The organism is Roseibium aggregatum IAM 12614 (assembly GCF_000168975.1).
Lineage (GTDB): Bacteria > Pseudomonadota > Alphaproteobacteria > Rhizobiales > Stappiaceae > Roseibium > Roseibium aggregatum.
This window is the reverse complement of the sequence record NZ_AAUW01000001.1, coordinates 396455-422549: the sequence shown is the minus strand read 5'-3', so window position 1 is coordinate 422549 and position 26095 is coordinate 396455. Positions and strand designations below refer to the sequence as shown.

General features: G+C 58.4%; 26 protein-coding genes, 1 tRNA gene and 1 pseudogene. 13 read left to right on the top strand and 15 right to left on the bottom strand.

All coding sequences use genetic code 11. The features are described 5' to 3' along the window. Positions 1–46 precede the first annotated feature (46 nt). The 5 genes from SIAM614_RS01945 (at position 47) to SIAM614_RS01925 (ending at position 4875) form a co-directional block, all read left to right on the top strand. Positions 47–1276, top strand: a complete 1230-nt coding sequence (locus tag SIAM614_RS01945; protein ID WP_040438782.1) for a glycosyltransferase — start codon at positions 47–49, stop codon at positions 1274–1276. Further along, on the top strand, positions 1276–2883 hold the full coding sequence (locus tag SIAM614_RS01940; RefSeq protein ID WP_006931615.1) for an undecaprenyl-phosphate glucose phosphotransferase: 1608 nt from the start codon (positions 1276–1278) through the stop codon (positions 2881–2883). Before SIAM614_RS01945 ends, SIAM614_RS01940 begins: the two co-directional genes overlap by 1 nt. Continuing rightward, on the top strand, positions 2880–4184 hold the full coding sequence (locus SIAM614_RS01935) for an O-antigen ligase family protein (protein WP_006931613.1): 1305 nt from the start codon (positions 2880–2882) through the stop codon (positions 4182–4184). Before SIAM614_RS01940 ends, SIAM614_RS01935 begins: the two co-directional genes overlap by 4 nt. Positions 4185–4227: 43 nt before the next feature. Then, positions 4228–4304, top strand: a tRNA-Pro gene (locus tag SIAM614_RS01930). Between the two features lie 289 nt (positions 4305–4593). Continuing rightward, positions 4594–4875, top strand: coding sequence for a hypothetical protein (locus SIAM614_RS01925; RefSeq protein WP_157139620.1), 282 nt, complete (start codon positions 4594–4596; stop codon positions 4873–4875). Positions 4876–4986: 111 nt separating this feature from the next. Here SIAM614_RS01925 and SIAM614_RS01920 read toward each other — a convergent pair whose 3' ends face one another. The 8 genes from SIAM614_RS01920 to SIAM614_RS01885 all read right to left on the bottom strand — a co-directional run bounded on the left by SIAM614_RS01920 (position 4987) and on the right by SIAM614_RS01885 (position 12718). Continuing rightward, complete coding sequence (locus SIAM614_RS01920; RefSeq protein WP_040438778.1) at positions 4987–5382, bottom strand: glycosyltransferase; 396 nt, start codon at positions 5380–5382, stop codon at positions 4987–4989. A 254-nt stretch (positions 5383–5636) separates the two neighbouring features. Then, positions 5637–6506, bottom strand: coding sequence for a glucose-1-phosphate thymidylyltransferase RfbA (gene rfbA, locus SIAM614_RS01915; protein ID WP_006931608.1), 870 nt, complete (start codon positions 6504–6506; stop codon positions 5637–5639). A gap of 37 nt (positions 6507–6543) precedes the next feature. Further along, positions 6544–7434 (bottom strand): dTDP-4-dehydrorhamnose reductase, encoded by an 891-nt coding sequence (gene rfbD, locus SIAM614_RS01910; protein ID WP_006931606.1) that lies wholly within the window; start codon positions 7432–7434, stop codon positions 6544–6546. Next, entirely contained in the window at positions 7431–8513 is a 1083-nt protein-coding gene (gene rfbB / locus SIAM614_RS01905) for a dTDP-glucose 4,6-dehydratase (RefSeq protein WP_006931604.1), read from the bottom strand. Before rfbB ends, rfbD begins: the two co-directional genes overlap by 4 nt. Then, complete coding sequence (gene rfbC, locus SIAM614_RS01900; RefSeq protein WP_006931602.1) at positions 8510–9088, bottom strand: dTDP-4-dehydrorhamnose 3,5-epimerase; 579 nt, start codon at positions 9086–9088, stop codon at positions 8510–8512. The genes rfbB and rfbC overlap by 4 nt, the downstream gene beginning before the upstream one ends. A 158-nt stretch (positions 9089–9246) precedes the next feature. Next, complete coding sequence (locus SIAM614_RS01895) at positions 9247–10341, bottom strand: M24 family metallopeptidase (protein WP_006931600.1); 1095 nt, start codon at positions 10339–10341, stop codon at positions 9247–9249. Between the two features lies 1 nt (position 10342). Continuing rightward, complete coding sequence (locus tag SIAM614_RS01890; RefSeq protein WP_006931598.1) at positions 10343–12019, bottom strand: ABC transporter substrate-binding protein; 1677 nt, start codon at positions 12017–12019, stop codon at positions 10343–10345. 24 nt (positions 12020–12043) lie between these two features. Then, positions 12044–12718, bottom strand: a complete 675-nt coding sequence (locus SIAM614_RS01885) for a cupin domain-containing protein (protein ID WP_006931594.1) — start codon at positions 12716–12718, stop codon at positions 12044–12046. 223 nt (positions 12719–12941) lie between these two features. Here SIAM614_RS01885 and SIAM614_RS01880 point away from each other — a divergent pair, with 223 nt between their 5' ends. From SIAM614_RS01880 to SIAM614_RS01860, 5 genes are read left to right on the top strand one after another with little or no spacing between them, the layout of a single operon-like run. Continuing rightward, the gene (locus SIAM614_RS01880) at positions 12942–14018 is read left to right on the top strand and encodes an ABC transporter permease (protein ID WP_050789307.1); all 1077 of its coding nucleotides are present in this window, start codon (positions 12942–12944) and stop codon (positions 14016–14018) included. Continuing rightward, positions 14015–14911 (top strand): ABC transporter permease, encoded by an 897-nt coding sequence (locus SIAM614_RS01875; RefSeq protein WP_006931590.1) that lies wholly within the window; start codon positions 14015–14017, stop codon positions 14909–14911. The genes SIAM614_RS01880 and SIAM614_RS01875 overlap by 4 nt, the downstream gene beginning before the upstream one ends. After that, complete coding sequence (locus SIAM614_RS01870) at positions 14908–15753, top strand: ABC transporter ATP-binding protein (RefSeq protein ID WP_006931587.1); 846 nt, start codon at positions 14908–14910, stop codon at positions 15751–15753. Before SIAM614_RS01875 ends, SIAM614_RS01870 begins: the two co-directional genes overlap by 4 nt. Continuing rightward, positions 15750–16502, top strand: a complete 753-nt coding sequence (locus tag SIAM614_RS01865; RefSeq protein WP_006931586.1) for an ABC transporter ATP-binding protein — start codon at positions 15750–15752, stop codon at positions 16500–16502. The genes SIAM614_RS01870 and SIAM614_RS01865 overlap by 4 nt, the downstream gene beginning before the upstream one ends. 32 nt (positions 16503–16534) lie before the next feature. Then, positions 16535–17041, top strand: a complete 507-nt coding sequence (locus SIAM614_RS01860) for a GAF domain-containing protein (RefSeq protein ID WP_006931585.1) — start codon at positions 16535–16537, stop codon at positions 17039–17041. A 67-nt stretch (positions 17042–17108) separates the two neighbouring features. On the opposite strand, the gene SIAM614_RS32855 is transcribed toward SIAM614_RS01860, so the two are convergent. The 3 genes and pseudogenes from SIAM614_RS32855 to SIAM614_RS01845 all read right to left on the bottom strand — a co-directional run bounded on the left by SIAM614_RS32855 (position 17109) and on the right by SIAM614_RS01845 (position 18536). After that, positions 17109–17564 carry a hypothetical protein gene (locus SIAM614_RS32855; protein ID WP_229597928.1) on the bottom strand — a complete coding sequence of 152 codons (456 nt, stop codon included), beginning with the start codon at positions 17562–17564 and terminating at the stop codon, positions 17109–17111. 52 nt (positions 17565–17616) lie between these two features. Continuing rightward, positions 17617–18024: pseudogene (locus SIAM614_RS33495) on the bottom strand (DUF389 domain-containing protein); the annotation flags it as partial. A 323-nt stretch (positions 18025–18347) separates the two neighbouring features. Continuing rightward, positions 18348–18536 (bottom strand): hypothetical protein, encoded by a 189-nt coding sequence (locus SIAM614_RS01845; RefSeq protein ID WP_006931582.1) that lies wholly within the window; start codon positions 18534–18536, stop codon positions 18348–18350. A 277-nt stretch (positions 18537–18813) separates the two neighbouring features. Here SIAM614_RS01845 and SIAM614_RS01840 point away from each other — a divergent pair, with 277 nt between their 5' ends. From SIAM614_RS01840 to SIAM614_RS01830, 3 genes are all read left to right on the top strand, one after another. After that, a complete protein-coding gene (locus tag SIAM614_RS01840; RefSeq protein WP_006931581.1) occupies positions 18814–20049 on the top strand; it encodes a cytochrome P450 in 1236 nt (411 codons plus the stop codon). 77 nt (positions 20050–20126) lie between these two features. After that, positions 20127–21326, top strand: coding sequence for a glycerophosphodiester phosphodiesterase family protein (locus tag SIAM614_RS01835; protein ID WP_006931580.1), 1200 nt, complete (start codon positions 20127–20129; stop codon positions 21324–21326). 101 nt (positions 21327–21427) lie between these two features. After that, positions 21428–22816: a hypothetical protein gene (locus SIAM614_RS01830; RefSeq protein WP_157139618.1), complete on the top strand. Its 1389-nt coding sequence runs from the start codon at positions 21428–21430 to the stop codon at positions 22814–22816. A 15-nt stretch (positions 22817–22831) separates the two neighbouring features. On the opposite strand, the gene SIAM614_RS01825 is transcribed toward SIAM614_RS01830, so the two are convergent. The 4 genes from SIAM614_RS01825 to plsX all read right to left on the bottom strand — a co-directional run bounded on the left by SIAM614_RS01825 (position 22832) and on the right by plsX (position 25946). Then, positions 22832–23431, bottom strand: coding sequence for a MerR family transcriptional regulator (locus SIAM614_RS01825; RefSeq protein ID WP_006931578.1), 600 nt, complete (start codon positions 23429–23431; stop codon positions 22832–22834). 20 nt (positions 23432–23451) lie between these two features. Next, complete coding sequence (locus SIAM614_RS01820; RefSeq protein WP_023003819.1) at positions 23452–23766, bottom strand: integration host factor subunit alpha; 315 nt, start codon at positions 23764–23766, stop codon at positions 23452–23454. Positions 23767–23907: 141 nt separating this feature from the next. Continuing rightward, a complete protein-coding gene (locus SIAM614_RS01815; protein ID WP_006931576.1) occupies positions 23908–24885 on the bottom strand; it encodes a beta-ketoacyl-ACP synthase III in 978 nt (325 codons plus the stop codon). Further along, positions 24882–25946: a phosphate acyltransferase PlsX gene (plsX, locus tag SIAM614_RS01810; RefSeq protein ID WP_006931575.1), complete on the bottom strand. Its 1065-nt coding sequence runs from the start codon at positions 25944–25946 to the stop codon at positions 24882–24884. Before plsX ends, SIAM614_RS01815 begins: the two co-directional genes overlap by 4 nt. Between the last annotated feature and the right edge of the window lie 149 nt (positions 25947–26095).

The window sequence follows — 26095 nt, the reverse complement described above, 5'->3', positions numbered from 1 at the left end:
ACAGGTTCAAAAAGAAACCTGGGGGTTGAAACAGGGATAATGCATTATGACAACGCCCCCTATGCGGATCGTGCATTGCGTACGCTCGCCTATCGGCGGTATCTTCCGCCACATCCGTGATCTGGCCATCTGCCAGTCGGAAGCGGGACACGATGTCGGGCTCGTATGCGACAGCAACACGGGCAGTGCGTTCGACAATAAACTTCTTGAAGAGCTGAAGCCGAAGCTTTCTCTCGGCCTTGCACGCTTTCCCATGCAACGTCAGCTAACCGTTCAGGATCTGACGGCGACTGTTTCTCTCTACAGACATATTCGGGATCTCAACCCCGACATCCTGCATGGACATGGTGCCAAAGGCGGGGCCTATGCGCGCCTGATCGGCACTGTGCTGCGGCTGCGAGGCCAGAAAACCGCCCGGGTCTATTGCCCGCACGGCGGCAGCCTGCATTACGACCCCAACCGGTTCGAAGGCCGTGTTTATCACATGCTGGAACGGCTCCTGGGCCGGATGACTGACGGGCTGATCTTCGTCTCCGACTATGAAGCCGCGGCTTATGAAAGCAAGGTCGGTCACCCGACAGCACGGTCGCGGATCGTTTACAACGGGCTGACGACAGAGGAATTCCAACCGGTTCCCGTCAATAATGAGGCCGCCGATTTTCTCTATATCGGCATGCTGCGGGATCTGAAGGGGCCTGACCTGTTCATCGAGGCGCTTTACAACATTCGCCTGAAAACCGGCATCGCGCCCAAGGCTCATATCGTCGGCGAAGGCCCGGATGAAGAGCGCTATCGAAACATGGTCAAAAAGCTGGGGCTGGAAGGTTCAATTACGTTCCACGGCGCCCTGCCCGCCCGGGAGGCTTTCAAACTTGCGAGAACCGTTGTTGTTCCCTCGCGTGCGGAAGCCATGCCCTACATCATTCTGGAGACCGTGGCCGCCGAGCGGCCGCTGATCGCAACACGGGTCGGAGGCATTCCGGAAATATTCGGCCGCTATGTCAATCGCCTGGTGGCGCCGGGCCATATCGGCAAACTGACCGTTGCCATGGAAGAAGCCCTCGCCGATCCGGCCGAGATGGCAAAGCAGGCGAAAAAACTGCGCAGCTGTCTTGCCGAAACATTCTCGGTCGACCTGATGAACGACAGAATTACGACCCTCTATCAGGAAATCCAGGGCATCGCTCCGACCGACAGCTCGACATCCACCAAGGTTGAAAGTGTCTCTGCCGTAAGCCGTGCGCAGACTGTTCTTGCCAGATCGAGCAATCAATAATGAGAAGTCCAGTTTTAAAACCTACAGATCCATTTGAACCGAAGCCTGTTCCGGGCGGTGTATCCGGTCTTGGCAACCGGCTGGAACAGCATCTCAGACACTCCGTTCAAGGCACGACCGGACAAAGCAACATCAAGGTTCTGTCTGCCGCCAACAGCAGCCTTTCAGCCGAAGCCTTTGAAATTGCACAGGGTCTTGGCGGAAAAGGCCTGTCTGCAACCGTTCTTACGGGCATGGTGCGCCTGACGGATGTATTGCTTATTGCCGGGACAGCCCTTGTCGCGAGCTTTAGCAGTCCGGAAGCCGCCGGCTTCGGACTTGGCAATCTTTTTATCACCAGCGCCGCCCTCCTGTTCGCGCTCGCTTTTTTTCAGGCGGCCGATCTCTATCAGGTACCGGTCATGCGCCAGGGTCTGTCGCAGATCGGGCGCGTAGCTGCCGGCTGGACCCTTGTGTTTGCCATGTTCGCGCTTCTGCGCACCACGACAAGTGTTGGCGCCGAGCTTTCTGAAGCCTGGATTGGCGCGTGGTTCGCCACAAGTCTGACGGGACTTTGCCTGTCGCGGTTCGTTGTCTTCCGGCTGGTGCGCCACTGGATGAAATCGGGCCGCCTGGAAAGGCGTGCGATCATTGTCGGCGGCGGCACGGCCGCCCAGGAACTGATCCACGATCTGGAAGCTCAGCCAGACAACGACATCCGTATTTGCGGTATTTTCGACGACCGGAACAACGACCGTTCACCACCAGTCGTGGCCGGATATCCGAAACTCGGTAACATCAGCGCCCTTGTGGAGTTCGCAAGGCTTGCACGCATTGACATGCTCATTGTCTGCATTCCCTTGCGCGCAGAGAAAAGGGTGCTGGAGCTTTTGAAAAAACTGTGGGTCCTGCCGGTCGACATCCGGCTTTCGGCCCACACGGACAAGGTTCGCTTCCGTAACCGCGGATCCAGCTTCATCGGCACGGTTCCCTTTGTCGATGTTGTCGAAAAGCCGATTGCCGACTGGGACATGGTGGCCAAACGCATCTTCGACCTGGTCTTCGGTTCACTGGCTCTCATCATGCTGTTCCCGGTCATGATCGCGGCAGCCATCGCCGTGAAGCTGGAAAGCAAGGGGCCGGTCCTGTTCAGGCAGAAGCGTTATGGTTTCAACAACGAGATCATCGAAGTTCTGAAATTCCGATCCATGTATACGGAAATGGCCGATCCGGACGCAAAGAAAGTGGTTACAAAGGGCGATCCGCGCGTCACCCGGGTCGGGCGGTTCATCCGCAAGACTTCGATTGACGAACTGCCCCAGCTTTTCAACGTTCTGGGCGGCAGCCTGTCGCTTGTCGGCCCTCGCCCGCATGCGGTCAACGCCCACACCGACAACAAGACCTGGGACGACGTCGTCGACGGTTATTTCGCGCGGCACAAGGTGAAACCCGGCGTGACCGGATATGCCCAGATCAACGGCTGGCGCGGTGAAGTCGACACGCCGGAAAAAATCCAGAAGCGTGTGGAGTGCGACGTCTACTATATCGAGAACTGGTCGATCCTGTTTGACCTGAAGATCCTTCTTCAAACACCATTTCGACTTTTCAATACGGAGAACGCTTATTGAGCCTTGCGACCGAACCTTTCGGCGGCACGCCCCATGCGCGCGCGCCCATCGGTCTTCAGGCCAAAAGTCTGGGCAACGGTTCGCTTTGGCTTGCTGCCTTTCTCTCGGGTTTCGTGATTGAGGAACCGGCGCCCTACGAACTTTATATGGCGCTTCTTCTGGTCGTCTGGCTTGCCTGCGGCCTCAAGCTTCGGCGAGAGTTCGGTCCACTGATCATCTGCCTGATGCTTTATATCGCCGGCGGAATTGCCTCCATTCCGATGGCCAAGGAAATGGGCGATGCGGTGATGTACATCGCCGTTTCCGGCTTTCTGGCGGTCACAGCCATATTTTATGCCGCCATCATCGCGGAAGACCCCGGGCGGTTCCGGGTCATCCAGAGCGGCTATATCGCCAGTGCCGTGCTGGTGGCGGCCATCGGGATCGCCGGATATTTCCACCTCTTCCCGGGCGCATCCTATTTCACGCTCTACGATCGAGCCCGCGGCACCTTCCAGGACCCCAACGTGTTCGGCCCGTTTCTTGTGCTACCGACCGTGCTCCTGATCCAGAAGCTGCTGCGCCAGTCTGTCCTGCACAACCTGCATCTGCTGGTGCCGCTCGCCATTTTGATGCTTGGCGTCTTCTTGAGTTTCTCGCGCGGTGCCTGGGGTGTTCTGCTGGCATCGGTTCTGCTCATTTATTTTCTGGCGCTTGTCACCGAAAAACCCGGCCCCCGCCGGGCACGCCTCGTGCTGCTCGGTGCAATCGGCATTCTTGCCGTCCTGGCACTGATAGGCGCAGCGCTCTCCGTTGACACGGTTGCCGACATGTTCGCCGAACGCGCAAAGCTCGTGCAATCCTACGATGGCGCCCGCCTTGGCCGTTTCGCTCGATATTCGCTCGGGTTTCAGATGGTGATGGACCATCCGCTCGGTCTTGGTCCGCTGGAATTCAACAAGTATTTCCCGGAGGACGAGCACAACGTCTATCTGAAGGGCTACACCACCTACGGCTGGCTTGGCGGCTCGATCTATATTCTGATGGCCCTCTGGACGTTCTGCGCCCTGGCGCCGCTCCTGTTCAAATCACGCCCGTGGACGGCTTTCACACAGAGCGTCTTTGCCGTTTTTACGGCGCATCTGATCCTCTCCGCGATCATCGACACGGATCACTGGCGGCACATGTACATGCTCTACGGCCTCGCATGGGGGCTGATTGCCGCGGAAAAGCTGGGTCACGGCCGCTCCGCGGCGTACGTCGGCGCGGTCAATGGCCGGAAGTTACAGAAGTCTGGAAAAGCCCCTGCCCAAGCGCAATAACCTGCTTGCGCTTGTCATGCGAACAAGCTAGGTAGGGTCCGTTCGGGCAGTAGCGCAGCCTGGTAGCGCACTTCACTGGGGGTGAAGGGGTCGTCGGTTCAAATCCGGCCTGCCCGACCAACACCAACTTCCCCATATAATTTGTTAATTGCAGAACGAGTGGCGGCTGTTTTTCAGCCTTGCCTTGGGCGTATCGGTTCTGGATCAAAATATTCTCGCATAAGTTTTGCCGCGGAGAGCTTTCGCCTCCCGGAGTTGCTTGCGGTGCACGGCTCACCATGGGTAAACTTACCTATAGTGACATTGAATTTCATCTTGCGGCGCCCGAAAAAAATCAGCGACAATCTATGAAGTCTCGCGTGATATTGAGCTACAGTATTTCAACCCGATCTTTCGAGCAATTTTCTTTATGAAAATATCCGAAAAATTACCAATAAGGTCTTCAGAAGATTTATATTATTGCTACAGCCTCTTTGCTCGCAATATGCACTCCTCATTCAAAACCATTCCTACAACAGACATCTATTTCCTGAACTCAAATCGTGAAAGCGGCTTGCGTCGTGAGGGCATCAACTCGTTTTCAACCCGCAGGGCCATCGTCGTTTGCCGGCGGGATCATCCTGCTGTCGTCCAGCGTCTTTTAGGCGAGAAGAACAAGCGGCTCTACTATGTGATCGATGACAATCTCTGAGCCGCAGAGCACGACCTGTCCCTTCCCGAAAATTACCGGGAGCGGTTGCTTGGCCTCCGCAATGGACAGCACAAGATGCTATCAACGGCAGCCGAAACCATCGTAGTCGCCTCACACGCCTTGTACGAGATCTATGATCAACTGGGTTTCCGGGTCGTCATGATCCATGAAGGCAACAAATGGGCCTTCAGCAAGTTCAAGAGCTGAGTTTGATGCCGCGCAGATATGGCCGTTTGTGTTTCTGAAGACGAGTTTGATGCGCCTGTCCTCAGCCGCAACAGCTTCAAGGATCGTGCGGACCTGCGGCACAGTCGAACAATCGTCCGCTATGCAGAGTTCCCAGTCCTGATAAATCTGCTGCCTGACGGATTCAACTGCGGCTCCAAGCTGCTCTCCGTCAGAATTATAGACCGGCATGACGATGGAAATGAGGGGCTTTTCGTCCCAACCCTCAATTTCCTTGCGAATGCCCGCAATTTCCTCGTCAGTCAGCTTTGCCTGAGCCATGCAGACGGCATTCGCAATGCGATCATTATATGCCTGGACGATATTGCTGCTGAAGACTGCACGAAATCTGTTCTGTGCACGTACCCTCTTGCCCAAAAGATACCACCAGCAAGCAGCCCCGAAAGTATAAGGAGATCCGAAAACCTGGGTAATCCGGCGAAGGACTGTCATAAATAATAATCCTTCAAATTCCGCAAGAAACTAAACTAATCGGCGCACCAAGCCGGCGAAAGAAGAAGCCGGATCTGGTGCCGCTATGTTGCCTGCGCGATCTTCAGCAAATAACTGCCATACCCGCTGTTGGAATAGTCTTCGCTCAGGCGCTCCAGATCGTTCACAGTAATCCAGCCGTTCTTGAATGCAATTTCTTCCGGCACGGCGATGCGATGCCCCTGTCTTTTTTCGATGGCCTGGACGAAGGTTGCGGACTCGATGAGACTGTCGTGCGTTCCCATATCGAACCACGCAAATCCGCGGCCAAGTTGTTCGACATGGAGGTCCCCACGTTCCAGATACCGGGCATTCACATCCGTGATTTCCAGTTCACCCCGTGCACTTGGACGGATGTCGGAGGCGATGGCGGCAACGTCCTTGTCGTAGAAGTAAAGTCCTGTCACGGCCCAGGAAGAGCGCGGGGATTTCGGCTTTTCTTCTATCGAAGACGGTTTTCCGGAGGGGTCGAGAGAAATGACGCCATAGCGCTCCGGCTGGGCGACTTCATAGGCGAACAGGGTCGCTCCGGACTTTCGTTCAGACGCCCGCGCGAGAATGTCCGTCAGACCGTGGCCATAATAGAGATTGTCCCCCAGGATGAGGGCACATTCCTGCCCCGCGAGAAAGTCCTCAGCGATCAGGAACGCCTGCGCGATGCCCGCCGGCTCGGGCTGAACGGCATAACTGATATTGACGCCCCATTGCGCACCGTCTTCCAGAAGGCTCTGAAAGGCGGCTGCATCCCGCGGTGTCGTGATGATCAGCAGATCTCTTATCCCCGCAAGCATCAGGACGCTCAATGGATAGTAGATCATCGGCTTGTCGTAGACAGGCAGCAGTTGCTTGGAGATGCATCTGGTAACCGGGAAAAGACGCGTTCCGCTTCCCCCCGCGAGTACGATGCCTTTCATTTGCCAACTCCAATTCCGTCCAAGTGCTTAAGTAAAATCAGGCATTTCGATCCAGATGGTCCAGCATGTCCGACAATGCTTCTTGCCACTGTCTCAAGGCAAGCCCGTGAACCCGCGCCAGTTTTGAGCAATCCAGTGCCGAGTTTGCCGGCCGCCTGGCGCGCGAGGGAAATTCGGAGCCTGGAATGGCAATCAGCTCAGGCTTTTTGCCGAACCGCTCGCCGGCAAGCTGGAAAATCTTGTCCGCAAACCCATGCCAGGTCACCTGGCCCTGACCGGCACAGTGAAATGTCCCGTAGCCGTCTTGTTGAAGCTGCCCGTTCAGGACCCGTTCGGCCAGTCGCAGCACGACTTCCGCCAGATCCGCAGCATAGGTCGGACACCCGCTCTGATCGTTGACAACACGAATGTGCGCCCTCTCCTGCGCGAGCCTCAGCATCGTGCGAACAAAATTGGCGCCATGAACGCCGTAGACCCAGGACGTGCGCAGGATCAGGTGACGCTCAGTGACTGCGCGGATGGCGGCTTCTCCCGCCTCCTTGCTTTCGCCGTATACGCCAATGGGGCCGACTTCATCCTGTTCGACATAAGCATGAGGTTGTGACCCGTCGAAGACGTAGTCCGTCGAAAAATGTATCAGCACCGATCCGTGCTTTTGCGCAGCTTCCGCAAGATTGCGTGGTCCGTCACGATTGACCGCAAAGGCCGCCTGACTGTCGGTTTCGGCGCGATCGACGGCGGTGTAGGCGGCCGTATTGATGATCAGATCGGGGGCAATCTGCTGCACGACATCCGCAACGGCCGCGCGGTCTGTAATATCCAGTTGCGATCTGTCGAGTGCCGCCAGATCGAGCCCCATTTCCCGGCCTTTCCTGGCGACTTCATAGCCAAGCTGGCCGTTCGCGCCGGTGAGCAGTATGCGCGTCATGGGGCACCAGCAGATGCACTTGAAACACCATTGGCACCAAGCCCCAGCCTGTTGCCGGCATAGCGGCCGGTGCGAACTGCTTCCCACCAACTGCGATTGGCAAGATACCAGTCGACCGTCTGGCGCAATCCGCTTTCAAAGGAATGGCTGGGCCGCCAGCCCAGCTCGGCAGTAATCCGGGAAATGTCCATGGCGTAACGTGCATCATGGCCGGGTCGGTCGGTCACGAAGGTGATCAATTCGTGCCGAGATTTGCCAGAAGGCACCAGCTCATCCAGCAGATCGCAGATCAGGTACACAACGTCGATGTTCCGCCGCTCGGCGTCACCGCCGATATTGTAGACCTGCCCCGGCACGCCGCGCGTCAGCACCAGCCACAAGGCGTCCGCATGATCTTCGACATGAAGCCAGTCCCGGATGTTGGCACCCGCGCCGTAAACCGGCAGCGGTTTGTCCTCAAGCCCGTTCAGGATCATCAAGGGGATCAGCTTTTCGGGAAACTGATAAGGCCCGTAGTTGTTGGAGCAATTGGTGGTGACCACCGGCAGCCCATAGGTATGGTGCCAAGCCCTGACCAGATGATCCGACGCAGCCTTTGAGGCGCTATAAGGCGAATTCGGTGCGTATGCGGTTGTTTCCTTGAAGGCGCCCGACGGGCCGAGACTGCCATAGACCTCATCCGTGGACACATGATGAAACCGGAACGCTTCCTTGCGTGGCAGTGGCAAGCCGGACCAATATCCTCGCACCGCTTCCAGCAAGGTGCAGGTTCCCACGATGTTTGTATCGATAAAGGCAGCCGGGCCGTCTATTGACCGGTCGACATGGCTTTCGGCGGCCAGATGCATCACCGCGTCAGGCGCTTCCTTTTCCAGGAGACTGGCCATTGCGGCACCGTCGCGTATGTCAGCCTTCACAAAGCGGTGCTGTCGCGTATCCAAAACTGGCGCGAGTGATGCCATGTTACCGGCATAGGTCAGGGCGTCGACTGTTACGACGCCCGCAAGCTGCTGCGACACCAGCTTTCGCACGACCGCGGATCCGATAAAGCCGGCACCACCCGTAACGAGAACCTTCATGCTTCCGCTGCCTCCGGGTAAGAAAAACAGGCGGCGACTTCGGCAAGCCTTGGCAATTTTCGGTCTTTTGGCGAGAGGACGGCATCGGCTTCAGCCAGACCCCAATCGATGGCGAGTTCGGGATCGTTCCACAAGATGCCCCGGTCGTGCTCCGGGGCGTAGTATTGCGACACCTTGTAAAGAACCTCGGTGTGCGGCTCCAGCGTCACCAGTCCGTGGGCAAACCCTGTGGGAACCAGGATCTGCTTTCCATTTTCAGCGGAGATGACCGACGACACATGCTGGCCGTAGGTCGGAGACCCCACCCGCAGATCGACAGCAACATCCAGTATCGCGCCGCGCACAACCCGCACCAGCTTGTCCTGTGCGAAGGGCGGCATCTGGTAATGCAGCCCGCGAACCGTTCCCTTTTCCGCGGAATAGGCGTGATTGTCCTGTATGAAATCGATGTCTATTCCGGCGTCGCTCAGCAGAGCCTTGTTGTAGGTTTCGGAAAAGAAACCACGGCTGTCACCATGCCGCTTCGGGCAGAGAATTCTGACTTCGGGAATGTCCAGTTCAATTACTTCAAGCATGAATCCGTTTCGGCTTCGCGGTCAGGCTTCGCGAAAGTCCCGCTTCAAAGCAGGCCTCCCGCAAACCCTTACAAGATTTTCGTGCCCCTTCCCTTACGAAGGAGCGGCAATCCGACCCCGTACCCGAAACAGCTTCGTGCCCGCCTATTGAAGGGCCTTTACCTCACCACCGCGGTGCGCGGCAAGTCGGAGAGGGTCTCCGGTCCATCGGCGCGCAGGATCACGATTTCCTCAAGACGCAGGCCGAATTGACCGGGAAGGTAAATTCCAGGTTCGATTGAAAACACCATGCCCTCGTCGAGCACGGTTTCGGAAGTCGCCGTCAGATATGGAGGCTCATGTATGTCTATTCCAAGGCCGTGGCCTGTGCGGTGTGTAAAAAACTCGCCATAGCCTGCCGCTGAAATGACATCCCGGGCGGCCTTGTCGATTGATTTCGCAGCAACACCCGGCTTTGCCGCCGCAAGAGCTGCCTCCACGGCCTTTTCCACAATCGCGTGGACTTTTTCAAATTCCTCTGTCGGCGTACCGAAGAAACCGACCCGGGTCATGTCGGACGGGTATTCCTCAAGTCGGCCGCCGGTATCGATCAGCACGGCATCGCCGTCTTTCAATTGCGTTTCGCCGGTGTGATGATGCGGGAAAGCCCCATTACCGCCGAAGCAGACCGAGGTGAAAACCGGCGTTGCGCCAGCCTGCTTGTAGACGTCGCGGATGACGGCAGCGATCTCAAGTTCGGTAATGCCCGGTTTCAGCGCATCGAAACCAGCCATGGCAGCTGCGTCATTCAGAACGGCACTGGCTTTGAGACGCCGGTATTCGTCCTCTTCCTTTCGGGCGCGCAGGAAACCGACCGTGTCGCCGGTAAACCGGCGCGAAGCGCCCGGAAGGGCATCCAGCAACAGCAAGGCGAAATCAGCGCGCATGGTCTCGTCGATAACGACACTCGGCGTTTCGGGAAGACCGGAAGCTGCCAGCAGCATGGCGAGCGCGGCATCGGGGCCGTCGTCGTCGCGCCAGGGGAAGAAGGGCAAGTTTGTCTTCTGGCGCGAGCTGTCGACATTGAGCGCCGGCATCAGGAAGCCGGCATGGCTTTTCGAAACCAGCAGCATCACCGGTCGCTCATCGCCATGGGGGTCGAGACCGGCCAGATACATCATGTGACTGGAAGGACCAATGGCCACGAGGTCGGTCCCGGTCGCGGACATGCGATCGCGCAGGGCGGCAAGGCGCTGATCGGAAAGGGAAGACATTTCAGGAAACTCCGGAAAGATTGGTCAATCGGTGACCGGCTGCAAGAAACAAAAAGCCGCCCCGGAGACCGGGACGGCTTGATCTTTCGCGTCGGTTCTTCGTCACAAGACGATAGTAGACAAAGTCGGAGGTGGCACCGTTGACGTAGCCTTCGACCTTCTGGTCCATGGCGACCTGATAGGCTGCCTGGAACATGATGACGATCGGCGATTTGGCCTGAACTTCCTTCTGCAATTCGACATACATCTCGTTGCGTTTTTCCGGATCGCTCTCGGCCAGCGCTGCCTTGGTCATGTCGTTCATCTCTGCCGGAACAGCCCAGGCATTCCGCCATGTGGTGGTTGCCTGGTAGTTGTCGTCGGAGTTGTCGCTGTTATAGGCAAAGGCCTTGGCGTTGGAGTGCGGGTCCATGAAGTCCGGGCCCCAGTACAGCAGCATCGCCTCGTGGCTGCGCTCGCGGTACTTGGTGATGACCTGCGAACCGGTGCCCGGGATGATGTCGAAGTTGATGCCGGCTTCGGCAAAGCTTGCCTGCAGCGACTGGGCCATATCCGTGAACGGTGTGGAGTTGATCACGTCGAGGGTTACCGTGATCGGCGTCTCGATGCCCGCATCCGCCAGGATCTGCTTGGCCTTTTCAGGGGCATAGGTGTAAGGCGTTTCGTCATAGGATCCCGGGAAGCCCTTCGGCCAGAAAGCCTGATGGATTTCCATCTGGCCCTTCAGGAAGCTGTCGGTCATGCCCTTGTAGTTGACGAGGTAACGCGCCGCGTCCCACACCGCTTCAGGCTGCAGAACGTCCTTCTTCTGGTTGAAGGACAAGAAGTGGACCGCGGCCTGCGGATAGGTTTCCACCTTGACGGTGTCGCCTTCCATACCGGCAATCTGGTCCGGCGTCAGGTTACGGGCCATGTCGACATCGCCAGACTGCAGCAGAAGCTGCTGGGTGGCAGCTTCGGCAACGTGACGGATGATGACACCTTCAACCTTCGGAGCGCCCTTGAAGTAATCGGCGTTGGATTTGTACCGCACCAGTTCGCTCGGGCGGTAGGTCTGCAGTTCGAAAGGACCAGAACCGGCAGAGTTGGCATTGAGCCACTTGTTGCCCATGTCGCCGTCTTCTTCATGCTCCATCACCGTCTTTTCATCGACGATGGAAGCCGGGCGGGCTGCCAGGACGTTGAGGGCGAAAGCCGGCGAGAAATCACCTTCGTATTTGACGATGACCTTGTTGCCGTCCGCCGCAACCATGTCCTCGACATTTTCCGCCGTCCAGCCGAGCTGGGCCAGGATGAAAGCCGGGGTGAGGTTCAGCTTGATGACGCGTGCGAAGGAAAACACGACGTCTTCCGCACGAACCGGATTACCGGAATGGAATTTCGCACCATCGCGCAGGGTGAAGGTGATGGTCTTGGCGTCAGCGTCGGCCTGCCATTCGGCCGCAAGGCCCGGTGCCAGAACCGTCGGGTCTTCGGCATCGTATTGCACCAGTCGGTCATAGACGTTTGTCACGAGTTCGCCGGAGGAAAACTCGTAGGCCTGTGCCGGATCAATGGCGACAATGTCATCGATATTCTGCGCCACAACCAGAATGTTGTCCGGCGTCGCGGCACTGGCAGGTTGCGCAATCGGCAGTGCCAGGGTGGCCGCCAGAAGTGCGGTCCTTAAAAGCTTCATTCCTTCGTCTCCGTCTGTCAGGGGTTAGGATTTGTTCTTGTTCTTGGTGCGGCCAGGCGATGCCTTCACCGCATTCTTGTCCGGCGACACCAGCTCGATACGGCTGGTTTTCTCGTCACCGGCGTTGAAAATCGTCAGGGTGCCGGTCCACAGGATCTTCGCCGGCGCGTCGTTCGGGTTGGACCAGGCATGGGGGGTGTTTCCCCGGTAATGCAGGCTGTCGCCAGCGGTCATCACCATCGCCACCCCGTCGAGATACTGGGTGATGGATCCTTCCAGGATGTAGATCAGCTCCTCACCCTCATGGCTCACCGTTTCGGAAGCATATCCAGGCGGCACCGTGAGGATGAAGGAGGAAAGCTGGTTTCCCGGAAACTCGGTGGCCAGCCGCTCATAGCTGACCGCGGAACCGGAAATGGAGAAATTGGGACGTGTCGCGGCGCGGGTGAGCGCGTCCTGGGCACGCGGCTGGGCAACGAAATAGTCCAGCCCAACGCCGAGTGCCCGGGCAATGCCAGCCAGAGAACCGAGTGTCGGTGTGGCATGGTCACGCTCGACCTGGCTGAGATAGCCGACCGACAGGTTCGAAGCGTCGCCCAGTTGTTGCAGTGTCAGACCCAATTGCCGCCGCCGCGCCCGGATCAGCGCACCAACCTTTGTGTCGACATCGGAGGCGGCACGTGCCGTCGAACTGCTCAAAGATTTTTACTCCCATCAAAATTTTTTTGATGTAACCAGATTTTTTTGTATGCTCCAAGAACTTTTTTAGGCAGCTTTGAAACGAACCCACCTGAGGCGCTTTCTCAAAACTGTTTAAAAACAACAACCTGAAAGCCCAGCTTCAGAAATTGAGTCACACAAGCGTGGAGAGCCGACTTGAAGAAACCGGTTGAACAGGGAACGGCGATACGCCGATACCGGCATGTCTTTTGAGCCCTCTGAAAGTGCGACCGACGCGCGGGAAGGCCTGTTGACGAGCCAGCTTCTGGGCAGCGCCGCCGCGGTGCTGCGCTTTTGCGTCGTGACGGCTGCAACGTTTCTCGGCCTGCTTGCGATCACGTTCTTCATCGGCCGCGTGGTGCCGATCGATCCGGTGCTGGCGGTTGTCGGCGACAGGGCTTCGAACGAGGTTTATGAGGCCGCGCGGCAGGCGATGGGGCTCGACCGTCCGCTGATCATCCAGTTTTTCTCCTATGTGGGCGATGTCTTCACCGGAAATCTCGGCACGTCGATTTCCACCGGACGGCCCGTCACTGAAGATCTGGCGCGCTTCTTTCCCGCCACCCTGGAAATGGCAACCATCGGCATCCTGATCGGCGTTCTGCTTGGCGTGCCAATGGGGGTATTGGCAGCAACGCGTCAGGGAAGCTGGGTCGACCAGTTGATCCGCGTGCTCGGACTTCTGGGTTATTCCGTTCCCGCTTTCTGGCTTGGTCTGGTGGGCCTGGCGGTGTTCTACGCTGGCCTTGGTTGGGTTGCCGGCCCGGGCCGGATCGACATCTTCTATGACGGCATCGTCGATCCTGTTACCGGACTTTACCTGATCGACAGCCTCGTCGCCGGTGAGTGGGACATCTTCTGGAACGCGCTCGATCACCTGATGCTGCCGGCATCGATCCTCGGGTTCTTCAGCCTTGCTTATATCGCCCGCATGACCCGCTCCTTCATGCTCGACCAGCTTGGCCATGAATATGTGACCACTGCGCGGGTAAAAGGCGTGCCGGAACGCCGCGTCATCTGGCGCCACGCGTTCTATCCGATCCGTATTCAGCTCATCACCGTGATCGGCCTGTCCTATGCCGCGCTCCTGGAAGGATCGGTGATGATCGAGACCGTGTTCTCCTGGCCCGGTATCGGCAACTATCTGACCAATGCCCTGCTCAATGCCGACATGAACGCCGTGCTTGGCGCGACCCTTGTCATTGGTGCCGTCTTCATCCTCATCAACAAGATTTCCGACGTGCTTTACCGCATTCTCGATCCGAGGGCCCGCAAATGATCGACTGGCTTCTCGACGACAGTCCCTCTTCACGCCTGCAGGCATACCTTGGCCGCGCCTGGCGTGTGTTTGCAGCGCTGCTGCGCAATCCGCTTGCCGTGGTGGGTGGCTTCATCATTCTGGTGCTGATCGTGATGGCGATCTTCGCGCCCCTGCTCGCCCCCTATTCTCCCATCGGCCAGGATCTGGCCAACCGCTTGATGCCTCCATCCGCAGCTCACTGGATGGGCACCGACGAGCTGGGCCGGGACATCTATTCCCGGGTGGTCTACGGGGCACGGATCACGTTGATGATCGTCACCATGGTGGCCGTCATTGCCGCTCCCATCGGCCTCATTGTCGGTGCGATCTCCGGATATTTCGGCGGCTGGACAGACCGGGTGCTCATGGGCGTGACCGATATCTTCCTGTCCATGCCGAAACTGATCCTTGCGCTTGCCTTCGTGGCGGCCCTTGGACCCGGTATCGAAAACGCGATCATCGCCATCGCGATCACCGCGTGGCCCGCCTACGCGCGTATCGCCCGCGCGGAAACGATCACCTTCCGCGATGCGGAGTTCATTGCCGCCGTACGCCTGCAGGGGGCGTCATCCGCGCGCGTCATCCTGCGCCACGTGCTGCCGCTCTGTGCATCCTCCACCATCATTCGCGTCACACTGGACATGGCCGGCATCATCCTGACGGCGGCCGGTCTCGGCTTTCTCGGCCTGGGTGCGCAGCCGCCCCTGCCGGAATGGGGCGCGATGATCTCGCGTGGACGCAACTTCATTCTCGACCAATGGTGGGTCGCCACCATGCCGGGTTTTGCCATCATCCTGGTGAGCCTCGGCTTCTGTTTCCTCGGTGACGGCCTGCGCGACGTGCTCGATCCCAAACAGGGAGACAAGCAATGAGCGCGCCCCTTCTCGAGATTGACGGCCTGACCGTCACCTTCCCGACAGCGCGCGGCCCGGTCGATGTGGTCAAGGGCATTTCGTTCACGCTTGGCCGCGAACGGCTGGGGATCGTGGGCGAATCCGGCTCCGGCAAATCCATGACCGGCCGGGCGATCCTGCGCCTGATCCGCAAACCCGGCAAGGTCGCTGCCCGACGCATGACCTTCGACGGCATCGACCTGCTCAGCCGCAGCGAACGCCAGATGCGCGATCTGCGCGGGGCCCGCATTTCCATGGTCATGCAGGACCCGAAATTCTCGCTGAACCCGGTCATGACCGTCGGCGAGCAGATCGCCGAAGCCCTCGTCACCCACAAGAAGCTGCCACGCCGGGAGCTGAAGGAACGGGTGCTGGCAATGCTGGAAGCGGTTCGCATCAACGAACCGTCCCGTGTCGCCGATCTTTATCCGCATGAGGTTTCCGGCGGGATGGGCCAGCGCATCATGATCGCCATGATGCTTATCCCTGAACCGGATCTGCTGATCGCCGACGAACCGACCTCCGCACTCGACGTTTCCGTGCAGGCCCAGGTGCTCGACATCATCGACGATCTGGTCACCGGCAAGGGCATGGGGCTGATCCTGATCAGCCACGACCTCAATCTGGTGTCCCGTTATTGCGATCGTATTCTGGTGATGAACAGCGGCGAAATCGTCGAGCAATGCAAGGCGAGCGACTTGCACAAGGCAAAGCACCCCTACACCCGCGGCCTGATCGCGGCGATGCCGCGCATGGATGAAGATCGCGATGAGCTGCCCGTTCTGGACCGCAGCACCTGGACCACGGGAGCCGGAACATGACCAATACCGCTATCCATCTGGAAAATCTCTCCATCAGCTATGGCGACACGGCCGTGGTTCATGATGTCACCTTTGATGTTGCCGAAGGGGAGAGCTTTGCACTTGTCGGGGAATCCGGCTCCGGCAAATCGACGATCCTGAAAGCGATTTCCGGACTGGCTCCTGACTGGACAGGAACCATCAGCGTTGAGGGCAAGGCCCGCGGCCATGCCCCGGACCGGGCCTTCGCCGAAACCTGCCAGATGGTGTTTCAGGACCCCTATGGCTCGCTGCATCCGCGCAAGACCGTAGACACCTGCCTTGCCGAACCGCTGGCCATTCATGGCATTGGCGGACGGGACAGCCGGGTCAAGGACATGCTGGCCGCAGTCGGCCTGGACCAGCGGTTCCGCTTCCGCTTTCCGCATCAGCTTTCCGGCGGTCAGCGCCAACGCGTTGCCATCGCGCGCGCCTTGATGCTGGAACCACGGGTGCTGCTGCTGGACGAACCAACGTCCGCGCTGGACGTTTCCGTGCAGGCGGAAATCCTGAACCTCTTGAAGAAACTGCGGCGCGAACAGGGGCTGACCTATCTTATGGTCACTCACAACCTGCCCGTGGTCTCGTTCCTGTGCGACCGTTTGGCCGTCATGCGCTATGGCCGCGTGGTGGAGATTGCCGGTGTCGACGCCCTCAAGTCGGGCCGGCTGTCCGAGCCTTATTCCCGCGAACTCTATGCCGCCAGCGGCGGCACTCTGCAATCCGCCTGACCCTCAACCATATTTGCTCGAGAATTCGATAGATGACCGATTTTTCCGGCCCTTTGGCCACGTTTGACCATGCCTTGTCCATCGCAACCACTTCCGACGCCGCGTTTGAAGCTCTCATGAACCTGACACGGGCAACCATCGGCGCGAAGCTGTTCACCTTCATGACAGCAGACATGACAACCGGGCTGGCACAGCGCTCCTACACCTCGCATCCGGAAGACTATCCGGTTTCCGGCACCAAGCAGATTACCTATGACCGCTGGTTCGAAACCGTGCACAAGGACCGGCAGAGCTTCGTTGCCAATACGCTTGCCGACATCGCGAGCGTGTTTCCGGACTACGAACTGATCGGCCGCCTCGGCTGCGGCTCGGTCATCAACCTGCCTGTCGTTCTGGGCGATACGCTGGTGGGCACCCTCAACATGCTTGATGAAGAGCATCACTATACGCCCGAACGCGTTGCCCAGGCGAAGGCATGGCTTTCGGTGCCGGCCAAAGCTGCCTATCTCGCCAGCCGGGCACTGCTGGCAACTGCCTAGGACCGAACCGGACACGCAGTTGTTCAAAACCCCGCCTTTTCGGCGGGGTTTTATTTTGTAGTGCTCGTCAATCCTCCTGCACGGCATCGACCGAAGGCGCGACATCAATCGCTTCCGTTGCGAGATCCACCTGCCAGGCGATACGTGTCTGATACCTGACGACCACCTTGTCGTCTTCTCCCAGAACGTCGCGGGCGGCTTTCCTGAAGGGATGCTCCTTCATCGCTGCCGGCAGGAAGTCATCAAGAGAACCGATCTTGTACTGCGCGTCCGATGGCAGATCGAGAAGAACCCAGATCTCCGCAATCTTGGTGCGCGCGTGCACATCCACCCGGATGATCTCGACAGGGGTGTCCCCTGCCCATTCCTTGGTACGTTGTGCCAGGATGGCATCTGTTCCGGTTTCGATGTAACGCAGGTAAGTCGCTGCCAGCAGCTGGACCAGAACGACGGTCAGGAAGGCCAGCGTTACCGCCATGCCGAGGGTAAACTTGACGCCCCGATGCGCCTTGCGGAAGACCACGCTCCCGTGGGCCAAGGACAATATAGACAATGCTGGCAGAGAAGATGATCGCACCGAAATTGGTGGCAAAGAGCAGCGTTGCCTCATAGGCCGCTTCCTGTTCGCCTAAGTAAAGCAGGATACCGGCCGCCGCAAGCGGCGGAACCAGCGAAACGCCAATGGCCGCACCGGGCAGCAGACTGATTTCCGACTTCCGTATCTGGACATAGGCACCCGCGATACCGGCCGCCAGCGCGACGACCATGTCTTCCGCACCAGGGTTGCTCCGGCTCAGCACCTCATCCGGAAGCAACAATGTCGAAGGGGCATCGGCTATCCAGACAATCAGCCATGAGATGATGATACTGGCCCCCGCCGCCAGCCAGACCGTGAGTATAAGGAACAGCGCTCTGCCGACCCATCCCATGACGATAGATGAGGCAATACCGAGGATCGGCGTCATCAGGGGAGCGACAAGCATGGCCGCAATCACCACGGCGCCTGAATTTCGCAGAAGTCCCATCGTAGCGATGATCACGGCAAGCGACAGCAGCAGGGCGAATTTTCGCCAGTAGGCCGCTTTGTTGGCGCCCTCGAACTTCAGGATTTCCCTGGTGGTGGAGAACTGACTGATGGACCTGACACAGCTGCTCCGCACGGTATACCGTCAGAGTATGCTTCAAGGCGTGCCGCTCGTCATCAAAATTGCACCGGAGACGCTTACAATCTCCGGTGGGATGTTTTGGTGTTTGTGAAGTAGGTGTCGGAAATAACGTAAACTGGCCAGGGTGTGGACCCTTACCATTACGCAGCGGCCTTTTTGGCGCGTTCGATCTTGCCGATGAACTCGGAAAGCCAGGCGATTTCCTTCAGGTAGACTTCCATCGAAAGCGAGGCAAGTTCCATGAGGAGAGCTTGCGGATTGGGATTGTCCAGGCCCGTCTCCCGCAAGAAGGTTTGATACTCGTCATTGAAAGCCTTTGGCACACGCATTACGGCCCCACGCACACACGGTTCTGCTGGTTTGTGCAAGCAGGCCTGCCGGCCCGCGTTTAGAAATTGTTAAGATTTCGAGCCCTTTGCCGATATCGTCAGAAATGTCATTTCCTCACAATCCCCAGGAGCTAAAGGTCTGGCTTGGGATAACTTTCCCAAAGACCACAAAAATGGCCCATAGCTCCCGCTTTTCGCTTGCACTTGGCCAGCCAAATCTTCGACCCTGCCAAGAATCACAATTCTACCCCATCCAAACCGACCTCAAGAGCCCTTCATGAGCCCGTCCACAGACCTTTCCTTCGCCCCATTGTCGGATGCCTTCGCGCAAGACCCCTACCCGTTCTACGCCGCGCTGCGCGGACGCAAGGGTTTGACTTACTTCGAGGATTTCGACATCTGGCTGGCCGCGCGGTTCGATGACGTTTCGGAAATCGTGCAAAACGGCAAGATGGTCAGGTCCATGGACCACATTGCCGATGCGGAGGAAATCGCGGCCCTGAAACGAGCCCAGAACTGGCACGACATGCCGCATCATTCGCGCTTCGTGCAGTTCTCGCTGCTGGACAGCGACGGAGAGATTCATGACCGGCTGCGCAAGCAGGTGTTCAAGCTGTTTACGCCGGTGATGGTCGGCAAGCTGCGCGACGACATCCAGGCTTATGTCGATCGTCTGTTCGACAGTCTGGCGGACCGGAGCGAAATCGACTTTATCGAAGATCTCGCGGCTCACGTTCCGGGACATATCATCGGCCGTGTTCTCGGCGTACCCGACGAGGACTGCCCGCAACTGCGTGTCTGGTCGGAGAACATCGTCCAGTATTTCGACATCGACCGGACGGACGCGCGCAAGGAACTTGCCGAACGCAATACGACCGAGTTCTACCTCTATCTGCAAAGTCTGAAGGCAGAGCGCGAACGTTCCCCGAAGGACGACCTTCTGTCACTGATGATAGAGGCGGAACGGGCCGGTCAGATGAACGAGGACGAATTCATCTCGACCGCCATGCTGATCCTGATGGCCGGTCACGGTTCGACCATCGATGTTCTCGGCAGCGGCATGCATGCGCTGTTGAAATTTCCGGATGAGTTGCAGCGTCTGCGCCAGGACCCGTCGCTGATGAAAACGGCGGTACAGGAGATGTTCCGGTATGAATCGCCCCTGCCCTTCTTCCATCGCTACTCTACCGAAGACATGACGGTTTGCGGCGACGACTATCCGCGCGGCACGAAATTCGGCGTCCTCTATGGAGCAGCCAACCGTGACCCGGCCCAGTTTCCCGACGCCGACCGCTTCGATGCCGGCAGGTCGCCCAATTGGCACATTGCCTTCGGCCGCGGCGCGCATTTCTGCCTCGGCAACCACCTTGCACGGCTGGACATGGACATCATTTTTTCAACGCTGCTCAGAAGGTTCAAGTCGATTGACCTTGCACAAGACAACGTCTCCTACAAACGCGGCCTGTCGGTGAGAGGCCCGGAATCGCTCAGACTTACCTGGCAGCCCGCCTAGTTGGCGGTGCTGCACTTGTTCCTGCCCTGCGTGCCGCTAGTTAATTCCCTTCTTTCCACAAAGCCATTGGATACCTCATGCGCCTCAAACCAGTTCTTTTCTGCCTGACCGGGCTGTGCGCCGCCTTTCCTGCCCAAGCGGACACCGTCGAACTTGGACCCCGTCCAGCCTATCTCGTTTCCCAGATGGCGGACGGTGCGTTGAAGGACACATTGACGGCCTGCATCGGCAAACCCGCGAAGCGCACGCAGTTTTCGATCAGCCATCGCGGTGCTCCCTTGCAGTTTCCCGAACATACCGAGGAAGGCTATCGCGCCGCTGCGCTGATGGGAGCCGGCATCCTGGAATGCGACGTCACCTTCACCAAGGACAAGGAACTGGTCTGCCGGCATTCCCAGAATGATCTGCACACGACCACCAACATTCTGACGACCGATCTTGCCAGCAAATGCACGCAGACCTTCACGGCGGCCTCCGGTGACACGCCCGCATCGGCCGACTGCCGGACAAGCGATCTGACCCTTGCCGAATTCAAGTCGTTGCAGGGCAAGATGGACAGCGCGGACAAGTCCGCAACAACCCCTGAAGCCTACCAGAAAGGCACAGCCCCCTGGCGCACCGAACTTTATGCGGGCACGGGAACGCTGATGACCCACGAGGCCTCGATCCGTCTTTTCAAGGATCTTGGTGTGAAGTTCACTCCCGAACTGAAAGCTCCCGAAGTCGAGATGCCGTTTGACGGCTTCACCCAGGCCGCCTACGCCCAAAAGCTGATCGATGACTACAAGGCCGCAGGCATTCCGCCAGAAGACGTCTATCCTCAATCCTTCAACCTCGAGGACGTTCTCTACTGGATCGAAAACGAACCGGACTACGGCAAGCAGGCCATTTACCTGGAAGGCCGCCGCGATATCGATCCCGCGAATCCGGAAACCTTCTCCCCTTCCATGGCCGAGTTGAAAGCGATGGGCGTCAACTATCTCGCGCCGCCGCTCTTCGCTCTCCTCGCCCAGGAAGACGGCAAGATCGTTCCCTCAGCCTATGCCAAGGCCGCCAGGGAAGCGGGTCTTGAGCTGATTGCCTGGAGCCTGGAACGATCCGGCCCGTTGTCGTCTGGCGGAGGCTGGTACTATCAGACCGTCAACGACGCCATCGACGGCGACGGCAAGCTTTATGAGGTTGTCGACGTGCTGGCGCGTCAGGTCGGCGTCAAGGGCATCTTCTCCGATTGGCCCGCAACCACTAGCTTCTACGCGTCCTGCCTCGGGCTGGAGTGAACAGGAGACCCGGTTACGGCAACTGAAATGACGTGGGCGATAATGCCTTTTTCACCAAAGTTGCCTAACCTGTGGTCTGTTTCCGCCAATCACGTGTGGTCTTGAAATTGAAAACGCACCCGCTTCCAAGCGTCGATTCCCAGGTTCTCTACAAGCGCTACCAGCCGCTTGACGGTGAAGAGATCAAGGCTGTCATTCTCGCGGTAGCAGAAAAGGTGGGTGTACCGCAGAGCGCCTGCCAGTTGCTGAACACGTCGGACGAGATCGACAAACGCTTCTTGTGCGGCAAGTTCCATATCCTTGTCACACAGTCCGGACCTTTCGAACACACGCCGCTGATAGACGTTGCACTCGAGACCTACTATGCGCGGACCGCCTTTCCGGAGGCGACCGACCTGATCTACGATATTGCAGCGTGTACGCAGATTTCGGTCAGAAAGAGCGTCATTCCGACGGATGCGCTTCCCGAAAACCTGAAGACATTTTCCGGTGCGGAAAACATTGCCTTCTGTGAGGTGGAAGAAACCTTGCAGGCGATGGAGATCGCCAGGTTGATCACGGCGATCATCGTGGAAAGATCACAGCCGGATGCCGTGTTTTGGGTGCCAAGCCGTTTCTTGCTGAAACCGGACGCCTTCTCGGCGCTCGCCCGTGCTTCGAATTACGACGATCTCTATCTGTTGCCCAACCCTGTCGCGCAACAGGATCCGGAAACCGGCGAGCGGCTGATCGGCATGGAGGGAATCGGGGCCGAGTGGCTGACCGGTTACCGGGTAAAAGTCCTGCCTTGCAGCTTGCCTCCCGAATATCTTGCAGAGATCATCGTCGCCTTTGCGAAGGTCACACGCAAAAGCGGCGACATGATCGAAGACGGAGACGTCTTCGGCCGTGATGAAAACGAGAAGATCCAGGTGATCTATCACGACGAAGACGATGACGGGCTGAGCGCGATCGAACTCAAGGTCGTCCACAATCCCAACTACGGCATTGTCCGCGAATACGTGCCTGCGATGTACGAGTACAATGACGTCGAGAGCAAAGAGACCGTCCCCCTCGCCATGGACAGTGAAGACGCCGGGCTGGACCCTGACGATCCGGTGGACGCGGCTATCCTGGAACGCTTGCAGGAGATGAAGGAAGAAACGCCGATTCCGGAGACGGCTGAAATCCGGGATGAAGAAACTCTCGAGCAGGAAATGTCGGAACTGGATCAGACTGAGCAGTCAGCAGCGATACCGGCTTACACCAGAGCTTCTCAGACCGTTCCGCCTTCGACCGTGCCCCATGTTGATGAGACCATCACCACGCCCCCCTTTCGGCCGGAAGACACTGGTGCTGCCCGAAAGGTTTCTGCGTCGACAAAGCGCATGTCGGTTGCTGAATTGCGTGAATTCGCCAAGCAGGCGCAGGTTTCGAACGATTCTTCAGGGAAAGCAGGCAAAGGACCGGGCTTCCTGGCGAAGCTGTTCAAGCGCAAGGCAGACCGGTAAGGCGACGTTCAGCCGTCAGCGCGCCTGATCCAGGGTGCGCTTGCATTCCAGCAATTCAAAAAGGGTCGCTTGAAGGCGGCGGATGTCTTCCTTGGTCACGGACGAGTGAGACCCTGCGCCCTGCGCCGGTTTTTCTCCGCGCAGACGGCCGAGGATACTGAAGTGACCATGACTGTGGGCTGAAGCTGGCTCGGGTTCATCATCGGCCAGCACACCATTCGGCAGCGGGCCGTTGTGGCTTTCATGCTGGCCATTGTGGGAAACCGCCACCGGTGCGGGAGCCGGCTCCGCAGGAACCGGTTCAGACGCTGCAACCGCCTGCAGGGCCGTCATGTCCTCATGCCTGATCTGCATGACGAAACGTGGCCCCTGCTCCTTCAGGATGCGCTGCACGCCCTTGATCGTGTAGCCTTCACCGTAAAGCAGATGGCGGATGCCCTTCAGAAGCTCGACATCGTCCGGACGGTAGTACCGCCGGCCGCCACCCCGCTTCAGCGGCTTGATCTGCGAGAAGCGTGTTTCCCAGAAACGCAGCACGTGCTGCGGCAGATCCAGATCTTCTGCGACTTCGCTGATGGTACGAAAGGCGTCGGGGCTTTTTTCCTGCGAGCTCATCCGGTCTTATTGTTTTCTTACTATTTGCTGGCCTGCCCTGTCAGCGCATCATTGATCCGCTGTTTCAAGACGTTGGACGGTTTGAACACCATCACACGGCGCGGTGAAATAGGTACTTCCTCGCCGGTCTTTGGATTGCGGCCGATACGCTCCCCCTTGGAGCGGACCACGAAAGACCCAAAGCTTGATAATTTTACTGATTCTCCTGTCACAAGACAGTCGGAAATTTCAGAAAGAACACGTTCGACCAATTCAGAAGATTCGGTCCGAGACAGACCCACCTTCTGATAAACGGCCTCACACAGATCAGCGCGGGTAATAGTCCGATTGCCCATAACCCCTCCTCAACGACGCCATCATCTGGCTGATTTTGCACAAGAACTCAGATGCAAGGCCATACGGTACGGCGTTGCGGCGGGCCGGTCAACCGGAAGTCTTGGTCGAAGTCAGATTTGTCGTAAGAAGAAAGTCGTGGCTTACCAGCGCAGCAGGACGGAGCCCCAGGTAAATCCACCGCCCATTGCTTCCAGCATGACGAGATCGTTCTTTTTGACACGCCCGTCCCTGACGGCTGTGTCCAGGGCAAGCGGAATGGACGCAGCGGAGGTGTTGCCGTGAAGCTGAACGGTCGTCACGACCTTCTCCGGCGCGATCCCGAGTTTCTTCGCGCTGGCATCGATGATGCGCTTGTTGGCCTGGTGCGGAATGAACCAGTCGAGGTCGTCCGATGTGGTGCCCGTGGCCTTGTAGGCATCTTCAATCACGTCGGTGATCATGCCAACAGCGTGCTTGTAGACTTCGCGGCCCTCCATCCGGAGATGGCCCACAGTCTGGGTCGAGGACGGGCCGCCGTCGACGAAGAGCTTTTCCTTGTGGCGGCCGTCTGAGCGCAGATGAGATGTCAGAACACCACGGTCGGCCGTGGTGCCTTCACCTTCGCCGGCTTCAACGACGACAGCACCGGCGCCATCACCGAAGAGAACGCAGGTCGTCCGGTCGGTCCAGTCGAGAATACGCGAGAACGTCTCCGCACCGATGACCAGGCAACGCTTGGAAAGGCCGGCCCGGATATAGGCATCAGCGGTCGTCAGAGCGTAGACAAAGCCGGAGCAGACGGCATGCACATCGAATGCAGCCCCGTGATAGATGCCCAGATTGGCCTGGACAGTGACAGCCGTTGCCGGAAAGGTGTTGTCCGGTGTGGCGGTCGCCAGAATGATGGTGTCGATCTCCTGAGCGTCCCTGCCGGCGCTTTCCAGCGCCCGCCTGGCGGCTTCCAGGGCAAGGTCCGAGGTCACCTGGCCTTCGCCGGCAACGTGCCGCTGCTGGATACCAGTGCGCTGAACGATCCATTCGTCAGACGTATCGACCATCTTGGAAAGATCGTCATTGGTCAGGATTTTTTCCGGCAGGAAACTTCCGCAGCCGGTTACGGTGGAACGGATTACGCTCACAAATCACCTTCCGATGTCGGCGCGGCTTCAGCGAAGCGGCCGCGATGATAATGCACAAGATCCTGGGCGATCTTGTGTGTCAGTTCGTTTTTGACCATGTCGTAGGCAAGGTCGATGGCCGAGGCATAACCCTCGGCATCGGTCCCGCCGTGACTTTTGATCACGATGCCGTTCAGTCCCAGGAACACGCCGCCGTTGACCTTGCGCGGGTCCATTTTCTCGCGCAGCAGATCAAAGGCGCCTTTGGCGAAGAGATAGCCGATTTTGGACATAAAGGTCCGATTCATGGCCGAACGCAAGTAACTGCCGATCTGTTTGGCGGTTCCTTCCGCGGTTTTGAGCGCAATGTTACCGGCAAAGCCTTCGGTCACCACGACATCGACCGTGCCTTTGCCAAGGTCGTCGCCCTCCACGAAACCGGCATAATGCAGCGACCGCAGCGGCGTTTCGCGCAGGAGCCGGCCGGCGGTGCGTACCTCTTCCAGACCCTTGACCTCTTCCACGCCAATGTTCAGCAGGCCGACGCTTGGCTTTTGAACGCCAAACAGGGCCCGCGCCATGGCGCCGCCGAGAATGGCGAAGTCGATGAGCTGCTGGGCGTCGGCGCCAATCGTCGCACCGACATCAAGCACGACGGACTCGCCGCGCATGGTCGGCCAGATGGCCGCGATGGCCGGTCGTTCGATATTGGCCATCGTCCGCAGGCAGAACTTCGACATGGCCATGAGCGCGCCAGTGTTCCCGGCGGAAACGGCCACGGAAGCCTCGCCCGTCTTCACGGCTTCGATGGACCGCCACATGGACGAGCGCCAGCGACCCTGGCGCAGCGCCTGGCTTGGCTTGGTGTCCATGGCAATGGAGACGTCGCAATGGTGGAAGGTCGAAGCGTCGCGAACCCTTGGATACTTCTCCAGGAGGGGCAGCACGACCTTTTCGTTACCGAACAACAGAAAGCGGATGTCGGGATGACGGACAAGCGCGATTTCCGCCCCGGGAATGACGACGTCAGCCCCATGATCGCCACCCATGGCATCCAGAGAAATCGGAATAGTTTTCGCCATCTAGAAGGTCTTTTGACGTTTCGCTACCAAGAACAGCACCGAGCGGTGCTTCCAGACAAAGTTCTGCAGGTCCGGCAAGGGCCTAGAACGGGCGCGAACATAACGGTTTTGGCAAGACTGACAACCGTTTTCCTGTTCGCGAAGAGTTC